Origin of the sequence: Rhizobium lusitanum, from assembly GCF_014189535.1 — a bacterium.
Classification (GTDB): Bacteria; Pseudomonadota; Alphaproteobacteria; order Rhizobiales; family Rhizobiaceae; genus Rhizobium; species Rhizobium lusitanum_C.
In genome coordinates this window covers 2,464,120-2,483,833 of sequence record NZ_CP050308.1, presented here as the reverse complement: position 1 = coordinate 2,483,833, position 19,714 = coordinate 2,464,120, and the positions used below count along the sequence as shown (strand labels likewise).

Sequence of the window (19,714 nt, the reverse complement as noted above, 5' to 3'; positions counted from 1 at the left end):
AAGAAGCGGGCAGTATCGGCGCCGTAGGAGGCGATGATATCGTCCGGGTCGACGACGTTCTTCTTCGACTTCGACATCTTCTCGATGGCGCCGATGGCGATATCCTCGCCGGTCGACAACAAGGTCGCGCTGCGCCGGCCGTCGGTTTCCTCGATGCGAATATCGGCGGGCGACACCCATTCGCGTGTCAGGCCATTGCCGCGGCTATAGGTCTCGTGAACCACCATGCCCTGCGTAAACAGGCCCTTGAAGGGCTCCCTGGCGTCGACATGGCCGGTTTCGCGCATGGCGCGGGTGAAGAAGCGCGAATAGAGCAGATGCAGGATCGCATGCTCGATACCACCGATATACTGATCGACCGGCAACCAGTGATCGGCTGCGGCCTTGTCGGTCGGCTCATCGGCCCAGGGTGCGGTGAAGCGGGTGTAGTACCAGCTCGAATCGACAAAGGTGTCCATGGTGTCGGTTTCGCGACGGGCATCCTTGCCGCATTGCGGGCAGGAGACGTGCCGCCAAGTCGGATGGCGGTCCAGCGGGTTGCCCGGCTGATCGAAGGTGACATCATCCGGCAGCTTGACCGGCAGGTCCTGTTTTGGCACCGGCAAGACGCCACAATCATCGCAATGGATGACCGGGATCGGGCAGCCCCAATAGCGCTGACGGGAAATGCCCCAGTCGCGCAGGCGGAAATTCACCTTGCGTTCGGCCTGCGGCGTATTGCCGAGGCTTATGGCCGACAGTTTCGTGGCCACCGTCTCAAAGGCTTCTTCCGGGCTCATGCCGTCGAGGAAGCGCGAATTGATCATCACGCCGTCGCCGTCATAGGCGACATCGCCGATGGCAAAGCTTGCGGCGTTGCCGTCTCTGGGCATGACGACGGGAATGACCGGCAGGTCATACTTGCGGGCAAAATCCAGGTCGCGCTGGTCGCCGGAGGGGCAGCCGAAGATCGCGCCGGTGCCGTAGTCCATCAACACGAAGTTGGCGACATAGACCGGCAGCTCCCAGGACGGGTCGAGCGGATGGCGAACGCGGATACCCGTGTCGATGCCCTTTTTTCGGCTGTTTCCAAGGCGGCGAGCGACGTGCCGGCGCGGCGGCATTCTTCGCAGAAGGCGTCGATGTCAGGATTGAGGGCCGAGGCTTCCCTGGCCAGCGGATGATCCGCCGAAATCGCCAGGAAAGAGGCGCCGAACAGCGTGTCGGGGCGCGTCGTATAGACGGCGATCTCGCGATCGGCGTTGGGCGCCGTTTCCGGCACGATTTCCCAGCGGATCGTCAGGCCTTCGGAACGGCCGATCCAGTTCTTCTGCATCAGCCGCACTTTTTCCGGCCAGTGGTCGAGTGTATCCAGCGCGTCCAGCAGTTCCTGGCTGAAGTCGGTGATCTTGAAGAACCACTGCGTCAGCTCGCGCTGCTCGACCAGAGCGCCGGAGCGCCAGCCGCGGCCGTCGATGACCTGCTCATTGGCAAGCACGGTGTTGTCGACCGGATCCCAGTTGACCTTGGATTTCTTCCGATAGATCAGGCCCTTCTGCATCATGTCGATGAAGAGCATCTGCTGGCGATGGTAATATTCGACGTCGCAGGTGGCGAATTCGCGGCTCCAGTCCAGGGACAGGCCCATAGCCTTCAGCTGCGCCTTCATCGAGGCGATGTTCTGGTAGGTCCACTCTTTCGGATGTACCTTATTGTCACGAGCGGCATTTTCCGCCGGCATGCCGAAGGCGTCCCAACCCATGGGATGCAGGACATTGTAGCCGCGGGCGCGCTTGTAGCGGGCGACAACGTCGCCCATGGCGTAGTTGCGCACATGGCCCATATGGATGCGGCCCGATGGATAGGGGAACATCTCTAGGACGTAATATTTCTCGCGCGGATCGGCGTTGTCGGTGAGAAAGACGTTCTCATCGTTCCATTTCTGCTGCCAGCGAGGCTCGGCATCGCGCGGATTATAACGTTCGGTAGCCATCTGATCTTGTATTCCAGAAAATCATGGGGAGTTGGCCGTGACCTTCATCATGAAACCAACCAAGCGTCAAGTTTAGCGGGCGCTGCAAGTGCTTTATCTTGCAAAGCAAAGTCGGATTCGGCAGCTTCTGCCCTTGGCAAAGGCCGCCTGTCTCATTACTGCAAAGTCTTGCGAGTAGGCATGGATATCGAGGCGAAAAGATGGAACTTCAAGAGCGGTTGAACGAGGTTCGTTCCCATATCGCGGCAGCGGGCCGTCAGGCCGGCCGGCCCGATGGCGCCGTGCAACTCGTTGCCGTCTCCAAGACCTTCGATGCCGAGGCGATCCGCCCGGCGATCTCGGCCGGCCAGCGGGTATTCGGCGAAAACCGCGTGCAGGAGAGCCAGGGCAAATGGCCGGCGCTGAAGGCCGAGACATCAGGCATCCAACTGCATCTGATCGGACCGCTGCAATCGAACAAAGCCGCCGATGCCGTGGCGCTGTTCGATGTCGTCGAAACCGTCGATCGGGAAAAGATCGCCCGCGCTCTGGCCGATGAAATCAAGCGGCAGGGTAAAGCCACCAGGCTTTACGTACAGGTCAATACCGGCCTGGAGCCGCAGAAGGCAGGTATTGCGCCCGACGATACCGTCGCTTTCGTCGATCTCTGCCGCAATGAGCTTGGGCTTTCGATCGAGGGATTGATGTGCATTCCGCCGGCAGACGAGAATCCGGGGCCGCATTTCGCGCTTCTTGCCAAGCTTGCGGCCAAGGCCGGCGTCGAGAAGCTGTCGATGGGCATGTCGAGCGACTATGAGATCGCCGTTGCCTTCGGGGCTACGAGTGTCCGCGTCGGCTCGGCGATTTTCGGAACAAGATAAAGTCCGGTCATCAAAAAAATAAAGCCCCGGTCGGGAAACCAGGGCTTTTAAAACATGCGGTCGATCACGTCTCAGTACTGATCGTCGTCTTCGTCCGGCGTGGCGGACTTCAGCGACTTCAGCTTGGCGAAGACAGCGTCGGCGTCGAGTGCTTTTTCCTTGGGTTCGTCACGCTCATAGCTGAAGCCGAGCTTCTCGGTCTCCTGCGCCGGCTGCAGCGTCGCGCCGAGTTCGGCGGCGGTCGGCAGCGGACGGCCCTTGGAGGCCTTTTCGACTTCCATGTCGAGATCGATCTGGCTGCAGAGGCCGAGCGTTACCGGATCCATCGGAGCCAGGTTCGTCGAGTTCCAGTGGGTGCGGTCGCGGATCTGCTCGATGGTCGACTTGGTGGTGCCGACGAGGCGGGAAATCTGCGCGTCCTTCAATTCCGGATGGTTGCGCACCAGCCAGAGAATGGCGTTCGGGCGATCCTGGCGCTTGGAAACCGGTGTGTAGCGTGGGCCACGACGCTTGGATTCCGGCACGCGGACTTTCGGCTCGGAAATCTTCAGCTTATGGTTCGGATTGGCTTCAGCACGCCCGATTTCGTCGCGCGAAAGCTGGCCGGTAGCGATCGGGTCGAGGCCCTTGATGCCCTGGGCGGCTTCGCCATCGGCAATGGCCTTGACTTCGAGCGGATGCAGCTTGCAGAACTGCGCGATCTGGTCGAATGACAAGGCTGTATTATCGACAAGCCAGATGGCCGTTGCCTTCGGCATGAGCAATTGTTGAGCCATAGATATAGTCCTTCTGTCAGTCCGCGCCGGTGTCGCGGTCCGGGGTGTAACACCACAATTTCCGGGAAATATGGCCCTATATAACCGCAGCGTCGTGGAATTGCAATTCTTTGCGGATGAAATGCGCTTTGTCCAATTGCTGTCGTAACTTGAGCTGCTATTGATTGCTTGGAAAGGGTGCCCATAATTGCGAAAAGGGTGCCAGGATTCGAGGAGGAAACCATGTCGGAAAAGATTCATCCGGTGACGAAACCGGTCAAGGCGCGCGCTCTGATCGACGAGGCGAAGTATCAGAAATGGTACAGGCAGAGCGTCGAGGACCCCGACAAGTTCTGGGGCAAGCATGGCAAGCGCATCGACTGGTTCAAGCCTTACACCAAGGTCAAGAATACGTCGTTTACCGGCAAGGTCTCGATCAAATGGTTCGAGGATGGGCTGACCAACGTCTCCTATAATTGCATCGACCGTCATCTGAAGAAGCACGGCGATCGCGTTGCCTTCATCTGGGAAGGCGATAACCCCTATATCGACAAGAAGGTCACCTATAACGAGCTCTACGAGCATGTCTGCCGGCTGGCGAACGTCTTGAAGAAGCATGGCGTCAAGAATGGTGATCGCGTCACCATCTACATGCCGATGATCCCGGAAGCGGCCTACGCCATGCTCGCCTGCGCCCGCATTGGTGCGGTGCATTCCGTCGTCTTTGGCGGCTTCTCGCCGGAGGCGCTGGGCGGCCGCATCGTTGATTGCCAATCCACCTTCGTCATCACCTGCGACGAGGGCCTGCGTGGCGGCAAGCCGATCCCGCTGAAGGAAAACACAGATACGGCGATCCATATCGCTGCCAAGCAATTTGTTACCGTCGAGAAGGTTCTCGTCGTGCGCCGTACCGGCGGAAAAACGGGCTGGGCGCCTGGCCGCGACCTCTGGTATCACGAGGAAACCGCCAAGGTGAAGGCGGATTGCCCGCCGGTGAAGATGAAGGCGGAAGATCCGCTGTTCATCCTCTATACCTCAGGCTCGACCGGCAAGCCGAAGGGTGTGCTGCACACCACGGGCGGCTATCTCGTCTATGCGTCGATGACGCATGAATATACCTTCGACTATCACCCCGGCGATATCTACTGGTGCACCGCCGATGTCGGCTGGGTGACCGGCCATTCCTACATCGTCTATGGGCCGCTGGCGAATGCCGCGACCTCGTTGATGTTTGAGGGCGTGCCGAACTACCCGGATCAGGGCCGCTTCTGGGAGATCATTGACAAGCACAAGGTCAATATCTTTCACACCGCGCCGACGGCGATACGCTCGCTGATGGGCGCCGGCGATCATTTCGTCAAGCGCTCGTCGCGCTCCAGCCTACGCCTGCTCGGCACGGTCGGCGAACCGATCAATCCGGAAGTCTGGGAATGGTATTACAATGTCGTTGGTGAGGGCCGTTGCCCGATCGTCGATACATGGTGGCAGACGGAAACCGGCGGCCACATGATCGCGCCGTTGCCGGGCGCCACCGATCTCAAGCCCGGTTCGGCGACGAAACCCTTCTTCGGCGTCATACCGGAACTGATGGACGGCGACGGCAAGGTGCTGGAAGGGGCGGCCAATGGCAATCTGGTCATCGCCGATAGCTGGCCAGGGCAGATGCGCACGGTCTATGGCGACCATGAGCGTTTCATCCAGACCTATTTTTCCGCCTACAAGGGCAAGTATTTCACCGGCGACGGGTGCCGGCGCGACGAGGACGGCTATTACTGGATCACCGGCCGCGTCGACGACGTGCTCAATGTCTCGGGCCACCGCCTCGGTACGGCCGAGGTCGAATCGGCGCTTGTCTCGCACCACCATGTCTCGGAAGCCGCCGTTGTCGGCTATCCGCATTCGATCAAGGGTCAGGGCATCTATTGCTATGTGACGCTGATGGCCGGTCAGGAGGGCTCCGACGCGCTGCGGCAGGAGCTTGTGAAACACGTTCGCACCGAGATAGGCCCGATCGCCTCGCCCGACAAGATCCAGTTCGCCCCTGGCCTGCCAAAAACCCGTTCCGGCAAGATCATGCGCCGTATCCTGCGCAAGATCGCCGAAGACGATTTCGGCGCGCTCGGCGATACCTCGACGCTGGCGGATCCGGCTGTGGTGGAGGATCTGATCGCCAACAGGCAGAACAAGGCGGACGCGGCTTAGGTGATTAAAACGCCACCTTAGAGAACCAAGGTGGCGTTTTCCAACAACCTATTAAGTCACTAAGTGCAATCGTCGACGGTAGGAATCAGCTTTTAAGTTCCGCACAAATGTAGGTTTCAGTGGCCAGTTTTTGTTGTGCTTCCCTCAAAAAGAACCGAGTGAAACCAAACAGTTGAATCATTTTATGCCGTTAAGTAAATGATTCTATTGACTGAATCGAATAATGTTCTACTCTAACGCTGCAACCCTTGCTTAGTGATAAAGGCCCCTGGGACTTTCAAAGGATAGCTAAGATCGCCGATATGGCGGGTTGCGCCCTACTCAGTAGTATAGTTCTTTGCCGTTTTTCCAGAGTTCGTATTCGTAAGAAATACGGTCCTTAATAAGGGCGTACGACCTATTATCGTCCCTTTCCCATTTCCTCTGAATTGCCCATGCGCAGTAGTCAGCCAACTGCAGGCAAGGATCACAATTAGATGGTCGGAAATCGACAGCCCATTGCACGTTGCGGATCGTTTGCGACATCACGTCACTAAGAGCGGTTGTGAATGTTGCTCTTTCTTTTTTCGTACCGATCGATGCAGCGGTAACTAACACCCGCGTATTTCTGTCGACGTGTTTCGCAACGCCATGTTTAAATTGATAAAACCAAGGATACTTATAAAATCTGGACTTGTCTTGACGAATATGCGGCTGAGCTTTTGCCTTTTCGCAAATAGTAGCTTGAACTTGGAAATCGTGTCTCAGAATTTCCTGGAAAACTCGATCTCTGACAGATTGAGAATCCACAGTAGCATGGAAAAAATCTCCGATATCGAATTTTTCCCAGAGCAATTGATGGCGAAGCTCCTGAAGCGCATGGCCAACGTCAAGTTTGTTCATTGTAACGGTGCAAATTATAAAGTACTTGCTCACATTTTGATTTCTATTAAATGTAAAGCACCCCGCCTCGTCGGCGAATATATAAGTATTATTTGCAGATTTTTGCTTTGAAACTGGAATAATTTGTTTGGTTTCAGATGGTGTTATTGGGAGTCTATAATCGACTTTTTCGCGCAATATTGTGTCAGAAGCGGACTCTTTCACTGCAATCTCCTACCCAGCGAATCGCGCCCTCCCAAACGCTCAGTAAATATAAGCTCGATTAGAAGTGAAGACGAATCTTATTTGCAATCTATGATTCCATCAAAAAAGGTGACTCGCCCTGGTTGAGCAAAATTTAATTTTAGTAGTTACTTCAAAAATCAATCGTACGCCCATTGATCTCCCAGTCGCCGAACCGTGAAGGGTCGGCGCCGCCGCGGCCGCCGATTTCGGGGGGAGGTCGGCTTGCGCCTGCGCCTTGCGGCGCTCCTCGGCCTCGGCGAGTGCGCGCTTGGCGGCTGGCGAGAGCGGTTTGCGGGGTGCTTCGCCGGCTTCGATGTCGGTTTTATTGTCGTTATCTGCTGTCTGCATGGCTTGGTGCGGCCTGGAACTGTTGAAATAGCCGGGTGAATAGCCAAATCATAGTGCGTCTGGCCGCAAAGAGAAAGGTTCGGACCGCCGATGTCTTGGAGACCTGAATGAATATCATGCGTACTGCCATGCTGCTTGCCTTCATGACCGCCCTGTTCATGGGCGTCGGCTATCTGATCGGCGGGCAATCCGGCATGATGATCGCGTTTGTCGTTGCCGCCGGCATGAACTTCTTTTCCTACTGGAATTCCGACCGCATGGTGCTGTCCACCTATAACGCACAGGAGGTGGATGAGCGTAGCGCGCCGGAATTCTGCGGCATCGTGCGCGATCTCGCCCGCAATGCCGGCCTGCCGATGCCGAAGGTCTATCTCTATGACAATCCGCAGCCGAATGCTTTTGCCACCGGCCGCAATCCGCAGAATGCCGCCGTTGCCGCCTCGACCGGCCTTCTGCATGCCCTGACGCCGGACGAAGTGGCGGGTGTCATGGCGCATGAACTGGCGCATGTGCAGAACCGCGACACGCTGACCATGACGATCACGGCGACGCTTGCCGGCGCCATCTCCATGCTCGGCAATTTCGCTTTCTTCTTCGGCGGCCGGCGCGACAACAACAATCCGCTCGGCGCCATCGGCGGGCTGGTGGCGATGATCGTTGCCCCCTTGGCGGCCATGCTGGTGCAAATGGCGATCAGCCGCACGCGCGAATATTCGGCCGACCGCCGCGGCGCGGAGATCTGCGGCAATCCGCTGTCGCTTGCCTCGGCGCTCGGCAAGATCGCCCGTGGTGCGGCGCATATTCCGAACGAGGAAGCCGAGGGACATCCGGCGACGGCACATATGTTCATCATCAATCCGCTCTCCGGCGCGCGCATGGACAATCTGTTTTCCACGCACCCGAATACGGAAAACCGCATCGCCGCGCTGCACGAGATGGCGCAGCGTGGCGGCGGTAGCGCAGGCCCCTCCGTGGACACGCCGACCCGCCCCGGCTCGACGGGACAGGCTATGACTGCTAATCCGGAGCGTAAATCGCGCTCCGTGCCGAATACGGGTCGCGGTGGTACGCAACCGCCGAAGGGACCTTGGTCTTGAGTTCTGATAATAAAAACAAGCATTTCAATAAAGACGGAAAGCAAGCAGGCAACCGGTCGGGAGAGGCTCGGCCGCGTGATTCGGTTTCCTCCAAGCCCGGATTTGCGGCGCGCGCCGCCGCGACGAAGATTCTTTCGGCTGTCATCGACCGCAAGACACCGCTCGATGGCATGCTCGATGCCGAAGGCGGCAATCCCGCCTACAAGGCGCTTGGCGACAGCGACCGGGCGCTGGTGCGCGCCATTCTCAACTCGGCCCTGCGGCACCTGCCGCGTATCGAGGCGGCGATCGCTTCGCTGCTGGATTCGCCGCTGCCGGAAGGGGCTCGCGCCCTGCATCATGTGCTGGTAGTGGGTGCCGCGCAGATGCTCTATCTCGACGTGCCGGATCACTCCGCCGTCGATATCGCCGTGGAACAGGCCAACCAGGATCCGCGCAATCGTCGCTTCGCCAAGCTGGTCAACGCCATCCTTCGGCGCATCGGCCGGGAGAAGCAGGATATTCTTAGCCAGGGTGCCGATGTGCCGGCCATGCCCAAATGGTTCCTGTCCCGTCTCGAGGCTGCCTATGGCAGGCAAGCGGCGCTGAAGATTTCGGATACGCAGCTGGAGCCGGCCGCCATCGACGTCACGGTGAAATCCGATGCCGAGGGCTGGGCGAAGCGCTTGAATGGTGTGGTTCTACCGACCGGCGGCGTGCGGCTTGCCGCTTTTGAAGGCTCCATCCCGTCGCTGGATGGGTTTACGGAGGGCGAGTGGTGGGTGCAGGATGCCGCCGCCAGCATTCCGGCAAAATTGTTCGGCTCGCTTGCCGGCCAGCGGGTCGTCGATCTCTGCGCTGCGCCCGGCGGCAAGACGGCGCAGCTCATTCTGGCCGGTGGCAAGGTGACCGCGCTCGACCAGTCCGCCAATCGCCTGAAGCGACTGTCCGGCAATCTGGCGCGGCTCGGGCTGGAGGCGGAAACCGTCGTTGCCGACATGGCGAAGTTCCAGCCTGACGATCTCTTCGACGCGGCCCTTCTCGATGCACCCTGCTCGTCCACGGGCACGACGCGCCGTCATCCCGATGTGCTCTGGACCAAGGGTCCGGAGGATATAGCCAAGCTCGCCGCGTTACAGGAGCGCCTGCTTCGCCATGCCCTGACCCTGGTCAAGCCCGGCGGGCTGGTGGTGTTTTCCAATTGCTCGCTCGATCCCGAAGAAGGCGAGGATCTGGTCGCGCGTGTTCTGTCCGACACGGACATGGCGGAGCGTTTGGCGATCAAGCCCGAGGATTGGCCGGGTCTGGAAGCGGCGATTTCCCCGCTCGGCGCCTTCCGCACCACGCCCGACATGCTGCAACTCTCCGGCGGTTTTGCCTCCGGCCTCGATGGCTTCTTTGCCGTGGTGCTCCGTCGCACGCATTAGTGGCGAAGCTCAACCGTTTGCTCTCGGTTGATGGAAAACTGGGCATAATGTCCCGATTTGACATAGTCCTAACCTCTTCTTAACCACCGGCATTGAGAGTAAGCACAAGCAAATATGCAGTTTTGCGGCAGGATTTAGTGAAATTACACATGCGGGAAGCATGGCGGCGGATGTCTCGCCGCGCGGCGTTGGCGCGATTGCGTCTCACCCGCCACACGATGCGTGTGCCGGAACGGCTGATCGTGGCTCCGACGGATCTGCGCAGCATCGATCCCTTCTTTGCGGAAGAACTTATCAATGGCCGCATCCTGCTGGCGGGCCGCGTGCTGGAAACCGAGGGCGGTTCGCCTTTCGCGCTGGAGCTTCCGTCACAAGTCTTCGCAACGCGTCTGCATAATTTTCGTTGGCTGAGGCACTTGCGGGCCGAAAAGAGTGATCAGGCATCGGCCTTGGCGCGCTCTATTCTCAATGATTGGATGGCCGTTCATGGTCGACGGCTGCAGGGCATCGCCTGGGCGCCCGATACCGCCGCCGAGCGGCTGATCGCTTGGCTGTCGCATTCGCCGGTTTTGCTGCAGGGCACGGATAGCGGCTTTTATCGCCGCTTCATGCGCATGCTCGTCTTGCATGTCCGTTATCTGCGCCGGGTTGCGGCAACGACGCGGGATGGAACGACACGCTTTCGGGTGCGGATCGCGCTTGCCATGTCTTCGGTCGCCATGCCGAATGGCGCCTCCGTGCTGAAGCGCGCCGGCCAGGCGCTCAACCGGGAAATCGATCGGCAGATCCTGCCGGATGGCGGGCATATCTCGCGCAATCCGCGCGTGGCGCTGGAGTTGCTGCTCGACCTGCTGCCGCTGCGCCAGACCTATGTCAATCTCGGCCACGACGTTCCGTCGCGGCTGATCCCCGGCATCGACCGTATGTATCCGGCCCTGCGCTTCTTCCGGCATCAGGATGGCGATCTGGCGCTGTTCAACGGCGCGACCTCGACGCTTGCCAACGAGCTGATGTCGGTGCTGCGTTATGATGAAACCGCCGGCCAGACGTTCAAAGCGCTGCCGCACGCGAAATACCACCGGCTGGCCGCCGGTCAGGCCGTCGTCATCGTCGATACCGGCTGTCCCGCCTCCGCCGACCTTAGCCGCACGGCCCATGCCGGTTGCCTTTCCTTCGAAATGTCGTCGGGCAAGGCCCGCTTCATCGTCAATTCCGGTGCGCCGGAATTTGCCGGCGATCGCTACCTGCAGGCTGCCCGCGCGACGGCGGCGCATTCGACCGTAACGCTCAACGACACCTCGTCCTGTCAATTTTCCAAGTCGAAGACCCTTGGTCCCGTCATGGTTGGTGGGGTGAAGAAGATTATCGTCGAGCGCGCCGAGACCGAAGACGGCCGCGACTATGTGCGAGCCGCGCATGACGGCTATCTCTCCGCTTTCGGCTATGTTCATGAGCGCGAGATCAGCTTGAATGCCGCCGGCACCATCCTTACCGGCCGCGACCGTTTCTTCGTGCCCGAAGGCAAGAAGCATCCGCCGAGGGGCGAAAGCCTGGCTTCGGCGCGCTTCCATGTCCATCCTTCCATCAGCCTGTTGCAGACCGAGACCGATAGTGCCCTGCTGATCGCGCCGGATGGCGAGACCTGGGTCTTCTCCTCGCCGGGCAACGAAGTGCTGGTAGCCGAGGATATCTTTTTCGCCGATGCCTCCGGCATGCGCTCATCCGACCAGCTCGAGATTGTTTTCCCGATCGCCGAAAAGCCGGAAATCCGCTGGTTTTTGTCCCATCGGCCATAGGCTAATAGCGTCAGCTATGCTAACGGGGCGGGCATATCGTCCCGCGCCGTTTTCGCCGGACATTTCGTCTCCCCATGTTCGACCGGAGAAAAAGCCCATGGCCGTCGTTTCCAAGAAAATCCCCGCTCCCGACAAAGTACAGGTGAAGACCGCGCTTCTGTCCGTGTTCGACAAGACCGGCATCGTCGAGCTGGCGCGTGCGCTTAGTGAACAGGGCGTGCGGCTGCTGTCGACCGGCGGCACGCACAAGGCGATCGCGGCGGCCGGCCTTGCGGTGACCGACGTTTCCGAAGTCACCGAATTTCCGGAGATCATGGACGGCCGCGTCAAGACGCTGCATCCGAAGGTGCATGGCGGCCTGCTCGCCATCCGTGACGACGCCGAGCATCAGGCGGCGATGAAGGAACACGGCATCGAGGGCATCGACCTCGCCGTCATCAACCTCTATCCCTTCGAAGACGTGCGCAAGGCTGGCGGCGATTATCCGACGACGGTGGAGAATATCGATATCGGCGGCCCGGCAATGATCCGCGCTTCGGCCAAGAACCATGCTTATGTGATCACCCTGACGGATCCGGCAGATTATCCCGAGCTGCTGGAGCAGCTTTCCGCCGATGCCGGACAGACGAGCTACGACTTCCGCAAGCGCATGGCCGCCAAGGCTTTTGCCCGGACTGCTGCCTATGACGCGATGATCTCCAACTGGTTTGCCGAAGCCCTCGATATCGCCACACCGCGCCACCGCGTCATCGGCGGCGTGCTGCGTGAAGAGATGCGTTATGGCGAAAATCCGCATCAGAAGGCGGCTTTCTACGTCACCGGCGAAAACCGCCCAGGCGTTTCCACGGCAACGCTGATCCAGGGCAAGCAGCTTTCCTACAACAACATCAACGATACCGATGCGGCCTATGAGCTGGTTGCCGAGTTCTTGCCGGAAAACGGTCCGGCTTGCGCGATCATCAAGCATGCCAATCCCTGTGGCGTCGCCACCGGCCCGAGCCTGGTCGAAGCCTACAAGCGGGCGCTCGCCTGCGATTCCGTCTCGGCTTTCGGTGGCATCATCGCTCTGAATAGCATTCTTGATGCGGCAACAGCCGAAGAGATCGTCAAGCTCTACACCGAAGTTATCATCGCGCCTGAAGTGACCGAGGAAGCCAAGGCGATCATCGCCCGTAAGCCGAACCTTCGCCTTCTCTCGGTCGGCGCCTTGCCCGATCCGCGCGTGGCCGGCCTGACCGCCAAGACCGTTTCCGGCGGCCTGCTCGTCCAGAACCGTGATAACGCGCTGGTCGAAGACATGGAGCTGAAGGTCGTCACCAAGCGCGCGCCGACAGCGCAGGAACTGGAGGACATGAAGTTCGCCTTCCGCGTCGCCAAGCATGTCAAGTCGAATGCCGTTGTTTACGCCAAGGACGGCCAGACGGCCGGCATCGGCGCCGGCCAGATGAGCCGCGTCGATTCGGCCCGTATCGCCGCGATCAAAGCGGAAGACGCCGCCAAGGCCATGGGGCTTGCCGAGCCGCTGACGCGGGGTTCCGCTGTCGCTTCCGAAGCCTTCCTGCCCTTCGCTGACGGCTTGCTGTCGGCGATTGCCGCTGGTGCTACGGCGGTCATCCAGCCGGGTGGCTCGATGCGCGACCAGGAAGTCATCGACGCGGCCAACGAGCATAATGTGGCGATGGTGTTCACCGGCATCCGCCATTTCCGCCATTAATTGGCGGATATACCAGATCCTGAATTAGGATATCCCGGTTGACTAGCTCAACCGGGATTTTCTTTGCCTATTTAGCCCTATCGGCGGGATAGGGTGTCCGCAGCAGAAGCAGCAGGCCGCCGGCGAGGAAGATGACCAGTGTCGCCATGCCGAAACGAGCCGACCCGCTCCAATAGGTCATTAGCGAGAAGAATAGCGTTGCCATGAAGCTGGTGGCGCGGCCGGAGAGCGCATAGATGCCGAAATAGCGGCCGGCTTCGGCAACGCTGACGCTGCGGGCGAGAAAGGAGCGCGAGGAGGCTTGCACCGGGCCGAAGGCGATGCCGATCAGCAGGCCGTAGCCGATATAGGCCTTCTCCGCCGCCGTCCCGAACAAGCCGCCGGAATCCACGGTGGAAAGCGGCACAAGGCCGAAGAGCGTGAAGCCTGGTCCTGTGGAGACGATGCCGAACGTTGCGACGAGCAGCAGGGCGAGGCTGATGACGACGGTTATCTTCGAGCCCAGCCAGCGGTCGACATAGCCGGCGATGAAGCAGCCGAAAATGGCGACGATGTTGAGGATGATGCCGTAGATGCCGATCTCGATGGTCGCCCAGCCGAACATTCCGGCGGCGAAGGTGCCGCCAAGGATCAGCAGGCCGTTGACGCCGTCCTGGTAGATCATGCGGGCAATCAGAAAGAGGCTGATGCCTCGTCGGCGCTTCAACTCACTGAGCGTCGCTTTCAGTTCGCGCAGGCCGGAGCGAACCGCGGCGGCGAGCGGCAGGCCGCGCGCGGCATCCGGCGTGAAGAAGAACATCGGCAGGATGAAGAGGAAATACCAGACGGCGGCGATCGGCCCGGTGATGCGTGCATCCTCGCCGAGTGCTGCGTCGAGGCCGAAGAGTGGTGTCAGGCCGAGAATGGTCTTGCCGGTTTGCGGATTGCCGGCCAGAAGCGCCACGACCGCGATCAGCACGATCATGCCGCCGAGATAGCCGAGCCCCCAGGCGGCATTCGACACGCGGCCGACATCGTCCTTGCTGACAAGCCGGGGCATCATCGAATCGTTGAAAACGATCGAAAACTCCGCCGAGATCGAGGCGAGGATCATGAAGATGACGGGATAGATGATTGGCGAGCCCGGAGCGGCACTCCAGAGGCAGAAGAGGCTGGCGATCTTGATGACGGCAAAGAAGGCGATCCACGGTTTGCGCCTGCCGGATTGATCCGCGATCGAGCCGAGGACGGGCGATAGCACGGCGATGATCACCGAGGAGATCGTCGCCATATTGCTCCACGTCGTCTGCGCGGCAACCGGATCGGCGGTCAGCCGTGCCACGAAATAAGGACCGAAGATGAAGGTGGTGACGACGGTGAAGAAGGGTTGCGCTGCCCAGTCGAAGAACATCCATCCCCAGATGCCCCGCGCCGGCACTTTTGCCGGCGCTTCGTCCCTTATCTCGGTGGTCACCAAATTCCCGTCCTTGATTCCGCCGATGGGCTATTGAGTCGGGCGGACTGTCTCACCTCGCTCGATCATGCGCAAGGTCGGTCAGAAGGCCTGCAGCAACCGTGATGCGCGCCAGGTTTGGATCACCGCTTTCGCTGAGGCTGGCCAGTTCTTCGGCAATGCGGTTGATGCGGATACGGTCCTCCGCATGCCATGCCTGGATCGGCTGTTTGTCCTTCGGATGGTTCGACAGCGCCGAAATGACGATATCGCGGCGGGCACCGGCGATCTGGTCGAGGCTGCGCGCAAGCGCCAGGCTCTCATAGTGATCGCCGGTGAGGATGCGGCTGCCGGCCAGCAGCAGGCGGCCGACACGGAAGGTCTGCGACACGGTGAAGTAGCTTTCGGCGGCGCGGTTGAGGGTATCGCCGGTGCGCTCGGCGATCTGCATGATCTCCGGCACGAGGACGAGCGCGTAGATCATGGCGATCTCGCCGGCGAGTTTTTCCGGCAGGCCGGCGGCTTGATAGTCCGTCTGGCGGGCGGCGATCTCGGCGGCGAAATCGGCCGGGATATGGCTGAGGAAGAGCGGCCGCAGCTTTTTCAGGGCCGCCTGGAGCCGGCTGATGGTTTCCTCGATATTGCCCTTGGCCGCGCCGGTTTTCAGCAGCAGGCGGGTGAGCGCCGTATAGACATCGGTGATTTCGCCGTAGACACGGTTCTGCATCTGTCCGGCGACCTTGCCATCAAGCGCATCGGTTTCGTCCCAGAGCCGGTCGAGATCGAAGCCGTCGCGGGCAAGCACCGCAGCCTTGACCACTTCGGCGGCAGACGCTGCCGTCGCATCCATCATGCTGACGGCAAAGCCCGGTCCGCCACGGTTGATGACTTCGTTCGCCAATACGGTCGCGACGATTTCACGCTTCAGCCGGTGGCCGGTGATATCTCCGGCATTCGAGCGCTGCATCTTCCCCGGGAAATAGTGGCTGAGCGTCGCGGCAAAATAGGGATCGTCCGGCAGGTCGCTTGCCGCCAGCGCGTCGAAAAGGACGATCTTGGCATAGGAGAGCAGAACCCCGATTTCAGCGCGCGTCAGCGGCCGGCCATTGGCGTAGCGCTCAGTGAAGGTCTGGTCGTCCGGCAGGGTCTCGACCTTGCGGTTGAGCTGCTTGGCTGCTTCCAGCACGCTCATGAAGCGGCTGAGCTCTAGGGCGTTGCCGGTGCCCTTGCGTTCCGTCAGCGAGATTGCCAGCGATTGCAGGTAGTTGTTGCGCAGCACCAAGGTGCCTACTTCGTCGGTCATCGACGCGAGCAGTGTATCGCGTTTCGCCCGCGTCAGGCGGCCGTCATGCATGGCAGATGCCAGCGCGATCTTGATGTTGACCTCGACGTCGGAGGTGTTGACGCCGGCCGAGTTGTCGATGGCGTCCGAGTTGCAGCGTCCGCCCTTGAGACCATAGGCGATGCGGCCCTTCTGGGTGACGCCGAGATTGGCGCCCTCGCCGATCACCTTGGCGCGAACCTCTTCCGCCGTGATGCGGATCGGGTCGTTGGCGCGGTCGCCGACATCCGAATCCGTTTCGACCGGAGCCTTTACATAGGTGCCGATGCCGCCGAACCAGAGCAGGTCAACCGGGGCCTTCAGGATCGCGGTGATGATTTCGAACGGCGTTGCCACCGTCTTGTCGATGCCGATCGCGGCCTTGGTTTCCGGCGTCAGCGTCACCGATTTCGCCGAGCGCGAGATAATCATCGCGCCCTTCGACAGGACGGACTTGTCGAAATCCTGCCAGCTCGAGCGCGGCAGGTCGAAGAGACGTTGCCGTTCGGCGAGCGTCTTTTCCATGTCCGGATCGGGATCGATGACGATGTCGCGATGGTCGAAGGCGGCGATGAGGCGGATCTTCGGCGACAAAAGCATACCATTGCCGAAGACGTCGCCGGACATGTCGCCGACACCGACAACCGTGAAGGGGGTCGTCTGGATGTCGATGTCCATTTCGCGGAAGTGCCGCTTGACGGTTTCCCAGGCACCACGGGCGGTAATGCCCATCTTCTTGTGGTCGTAGCCGGCCGAGCCGCCGGAGGCGAAGGCGTCGTCCAGCCAGAAGCCGGCTTCCTGCGCCAGCGCATTGGCGGTGTCGGAGAAGGTTGCTGTGCCCTTGTCGGCGGCAACGACGAAATAGGGGTCGTCACCATCCAGCCGCACGGTATCCAAGGGCGCGATGATATCGGCGCCGGAGATGTTGTCAGTGATCGACAGCAGCGTGCGGATGTAGGTCTTGTAGGCCTCGCGGCCGGCATTGAAGGTCTCGTCACGGGTGCCGCCAACCGGCAGTTTCTTCGGATAGAAGCCGCCCTTGGCTCCAACAGGCACGATGACGGCGTTCTTCACCTGCTGCGCCTTGACGAGGCCGAGCACTTCGGTGCGGTAATCCTCGGCACGGTCCGACCAGCGCAGACCGCCGCGCGCCACCTTGCCGAAGCGCAGGTGCACGCCTTCCACTTCGACGCCGTAGACGAAGATTTCGCGGAAGGGCCGCGGTTCCGGCAGGCCGTCCAGCAGTTTCGGGTCGAGCTTGAAGGCAAGCATCGCCTTCGGCGTGCCGTCGGCGTTTTTCTGGAAATAGTTGGTGCGCAGCGTTGCGTCGATGGCGTTGACGTAGCGTCGGAGAATGCGGTCGTCGTCGAGGCTTGGAACATCGGCGAGTTCGGTTTCGATGGTCGCATGCAGCTCGGAAAGCTTCTTCGTGCGGTTCTTCTCGCTGAGCTTGGGATCGAGCGTGTCGTAGAACAGCCGGAAGATTGCGGCGGCGATGCGCGGATATTTATCCAGCGTCGCGGCGATATAGTCCTGCGAATAGGCGATGCCGGCCTGGCGGAGATAGCGGGAATAGGCGCGAAGCACATTGGTTTCGCGAGCGGAAAGATCGGCGGAGACGATCAGCCGGTTGAAGCTGTCATTGTCGATCGTGCCACCGAAGGCGGCGAGGAAGGCTTCCTCAAGGGCTGCGCCGTGACGGGCGAGATCGATCGCCGTGCCGCTGCGGGCCTCCAGCTCCATGTCGTGGAGGACCACATGGCCGGGCTCGCCGTCCTTGCCCGTGACATAGATGTCGAAGGTCCGCTCGCTGATGACGTTGAAGCCGAGATTTTCGAGCAGCGGCACGCGTCGCGATAGCGCCAGATTGCCGTCGCCATGAAAGATCTTCAGCGACAGGATATCGCCGCCGTCATCCTTGCGGCTGTAGAAGGCGATGCGGATCGGCTCAACGCCGGCGGTGGCGGTGATATCCGGCAGGTCGGTGACGGCATCTTCCGGCGTGAAGGCTTCCTGGAAAGCCTGGCTGACGGAGATACGCGGCGCTTTCGGCCCGGCCAGCATGACGAAACGATCGTCCCAGCGGGCGGTGATGGCGCGGATCGCCTCTTCGAGCTTGGCTTGGGGAATATGCGGCGTCTTGCCGCCGCTGCGGCCGATGATGAAATGCACGCGCGCCACGCCGCCTTCCGGGAAAGCCGGATAATAGGCGGAAACGCGGCCGTCATAGACCGTTTTCAGATAGTTTCCGATCTTCTCGCGCACGAGCGAGTCGTATTCCTCGCGCGGAACATAGACGATGACCGAGACGAAGCGGTCGAAATGATCGATGCGGGGCAGCGCGCGGACGTGCGGCCGGTCGGTCAGGTCGTTGATCTGTTCCGCGAAGCTTGCCAGCAGTGCCGTGTCGATCTGGAAGAGATCGTCGCGGGGATAGGATTCCAGCGTGTTCTCCAGCAGGCGGCCGGAATGGCTGGCTGGATCGAAGCCGAAGTGATCCTTGACCTTCTGTACCTTCGAGCGCAGCAGTGGCACGTCGACGGCGGCGCTGGTATAGGCGGTCGAGGTGAAGAGGCCGACGATGCGCAGTTCACCGGTGACGTTGCCGTCTGCATCGAAGCGCTTGACGCCGACATAGTCCATATAGGCGCGGCGGTGGACGATCGACTTGACGTTGGCCTTGGTGACGATCAGGAAATCCGGCCCGTTGAGGAAGGCAAGGATCTCCGGCGTGGTGGTGACGGCGTCCTTGCCCTGGCGGAGAACGAGGACATCCGGATTGGAGAGGATGCCGAGGCCGGTGCCGCGATCGCGCTCCACCTTGGCGTTGGTGCCTTTTCCGGAATAGACGTATTCGCGCATGCCGAGGAAGGTGAAGTTGCCGTCGCGCAGCCAGGAGAGGAAGGCCAGCGCTTCGTCGCGGTCAGCCTTGCGGCGCCCGGTCGCTTCGTGGATGGAAAGTTCCGATATCACGGTATCGAGCCGCGTCTGCATCGACTTCCAGTCGGAAACGGTCAGATGCGTCTGGTCGAGCACGGTCTGCACGCGCTTGATCAGGTCGGCTGCTTGCGCTGCGGTCAGCGGCGCCAGATGCAATTGGATGTGGCTGACGCGATGGGCCGGATCGCTCGGATGATCGGCGGAATAAAGGCTCGGCTGCTTGCCATGCTCGATGATCAGGATCGGGTGCACGGCCATATGGAGGTCACGGTAGCTGCTTGTCACCTCGCCCATGACCGATTCGTAGAGGAAGGGCATGTTGTGGTCGGTGATCGACAGGATCGAGACGGGTACGCCATCAGGATCGATATCGGTCACCTGCTCGATTGAAACACGAGGAGACGTACCGCTCCAGGCCGCCAGCTCCTTGGCGGCGTGCACCGCAGCAAGGGCAAGCATTTCCGGGCTGTAGCGTTCCATGTCGTCATTGCTTGCCCGGCCGAACAGGATCTCCGGATCGAGATGTGTCTCTCCGGTCGCGGCAGCGATCTTTCGCGCCGCCTCAATCTGTTTTTCCCGTTTCGGATTGGTCCTCGACGCCATGAATTTCCTCCAAATTTCAAGATTTTGACCACAGTATCAGAAGATTTATCGAAAAAACTGGCAAAAAGAATACGAATTTGATCGCTTTTCGACGGATTCTGTCTCAAATCGTGAAGATTCTTGCCGAACGTCGTGATCCCGTTGCAAAGCGCATGATAGGG

Annotated in this window: 10 protein-coding genes and 2 pseudogenes; 6 read left to right on the top strand and 6 right to left on the bottom strand. The window is 60.4% G+C overall.

All coding sequences use genetic code 11. The annotated features are described in order from the left end of the window. Positions 1-11: 11 nt before the first annotated feature. Positions 12-1,870, bottom strand: a pseudogene (locus HB780_RS25665) (class I tRNA ligase family protein); the annotation flags it as partial. Between the two features lie 302 nt (positions 1,871-2,172). Here HB780_RS25665 and HB780_RS25660 point away from each other — a divergent pair. Beyond that, positions 2,173-2,832: a YggS family pyridoxal phosphate-dependent enzyme gene (locus tag HB780_RS25660; protein WP_183690288.1), complete on the top strand. Its 660-nt coding sequence runs from the start codon at positions 2,173-2,175 to the stop codon at positions 2,830-2,832. A 71-nt stretch (positions 2,833-2,903) separates the two neighbouring features. Here the strand turns inward: HB780_RS25660 and HB780_RS25655 are convergent, their stop codons facing one another. Next, on the bottom strand, positions 2,904-3,608 hold the full coding sequence (locus tag HB780_RS25655; RefSeq protein WP_183690286.1) for a DUF1013 domain-containing protein: 705 nt from the start codon (positions 3,606-3,608) through the stop codon (positions 2,904-2,906). A 222-nt stretch (positions 3,609-3,830) separates the two neighbouring features. Here HB780_RS25655 and acs point away from each other — a divergent pair, with 222 nt between their 5' ends. Further along, complete coding sequence (gene acs, locus HB780_RS25650) at positions 3,831-5,789, top strand: acetate--CoA ligase (protein ID WP_183690284.1); 1,959 nt, start codon at positions 3,831-3,833, stop codon at positions 5,787-5,789. Positions 5,790-6,110: 321 nt separating this feature from the next. Here the strand turns inward: acs and HB780_RS25645 are convergent, their stop codons facing one another. Together HB780_RS25645 and HB780_RS25640 are read right to left on the bottom strand one after the other, a co-directional pair. Continuing rightward, on the bottom strand, positions 6,111-6,875 hold the full coding sequence (locus HB780_RS25645) for a DUF3800 domain-containing protein (RefSeq protein WP_183690282.1): 765 nt from the start codon (positions 6,873-6,875) through the stop codon (positions 6,111-6,113). Positions 6,876-7,026: 151 nt separating this feature from the next. Continuing rightward, positions 7,027-7,244: pseudogene (locus HB780_RS25640) on the bottom strand (DUF1674 domain-containing protein). Positions 7,245-7,351: 107 nt separating this feature from the next. On the opposite strand from HB780_RS25640, the gene htpX reads away from it, so the two are divergent. The 4 genes from htpX to purH all read left to right on the top strand — a co-directional run bounded on the left by htpX (position 7,352) and on the right by purH (position 13,257). Next, a complete protein-coding gene (htpX, locus tag HB780_RS25635) occupies positions 7,352-8,341 on the top strand; it encodes a zinc metalloprotease HtpX (protein WP_183690280.1) in 990 nt (329 codons plus the stop codon). Beyond that, on the top strand, positions 8,332-9,747 hold the full coding sequence (locus tag HB780_RS25630) for an RsmB/NOP family class I SAM-dependent RNA methyltransferase (protein WP_435693890.1): 1,416 nt from the start codon (positions 8,332-8,334) through the stop codon (positions 9,745-9,747). The genes htpX and HB780_RS25630 overlap by 10 nt, the downstream gene beginning before the upstream one ends. Positions 9,748-9,896: 149 nt before the next feature. Further along, the gene (locus tag HB780_RS25625; RefSeq protein ID WP_183690276.1) at positions 9,897-11,543 is read left to right on the top strand and encodes a heparinase II/III family protein; all 1,647 of its coding nucleotides are present in this window, start codon (positions 9,897-9,899) and stop codon (positions 11,541-11,543) included. Between the two features lie 97 nt (positions 11,544-11,640). Then, a complete protein-coding gene (purH, locus tag HB780_RS25620; RefSeq protein ID WP_183690274.1) occupies positions 11,641-13,257 on the top strand; it encodes a bifunctional phosphoribosylaminoimidazolecarboxamide formyltransferase/IMP cyclohydrolase in 1,617 nt (538 codons plus the stop codon). Positions 13,258-13,324: 67 nt separating this feature from the next. Here purH and HB780_RS25615 read toward each other — a convergent pair whose 3' ends face one another. Next, the gene (locus tag HB780_RS25615; protein WP_183690272.1) at positions 13,325-14,713 is read right to left on the bottom strand and encodes an MFS transporter; all 1,389 of its coding nucleotides are present in this window, start codon (positions 14,711-14,713) and stop codon (positions 13,325-13,327) included. 49 nt (positions 14,714-14,762) lie between these two features. Further along, complete coding sequence (locus HB780_RS25610; protein ID WP_183690271.1) at positions 14,763-19,553, bottom strand: NAD-glutamate dehydrogenase; 4,791 nt, start codon at positions 19,551-19,553, stop codon at positions 14,763-14,765. Positions 19,554-19,714: the final 161 nt, after the last annotated feature.

What these genes read in the sequence shown, in the direction of transcription:
- HB780_RS25655 (WP_183690286.1), bottom strand. Translation starts at nt 3,608, where the DNA reads ATGGCTCAACAATTGCTCATGCCGAAGGCAACGGCCATCTGGCTTGTC.
- acs (WP_183690284.1), top strand. Translation starts at nt 3,831, where the DNA reads ATGTCGGAAAAGATTCATCCGGTGACGAAACCGGTCAAGGCGCGCGCT.
- HB780_RS25660 (WP_183690288.1), top strand. Translation starts at nt 2,173, where the DNA reads ATGGAACTTCAAGAGCGGTTGAACGAGGTTCGTTCCCATATCGCGGCA.
- purH (WP_183690274.1), top strand. Translation starts at nt 11,641, where the DNA reads ATGGCCGTCGTTTCCAAGAAAATCCCCGCTCCCGACAAAGTACAGGTG.
- HB780_RS25610 (WP_183690271.1), bottom strand. Translation starts at nt 19,553, where the DNA reads ATGGCGTCGAGGACCAATCCGAAACGGGAAAAACAGATTGAGGCGGCG.
- htpX (WP_183690280.1), top strand. Translation starts at nt 7,352, where the DNA reads ATGAATATCATGCGTACTGCCATGCTGCTTGCCTTCATGACCGCCCTG.
- HB780_RS25625 (WP_183690276.1), top strand. Translation starts at nt 9,897, where the DNA reads ATGCGGGAAGCATGGCGGCGGATGTCTCGCCGCGCGGCGTTGGCGCGA.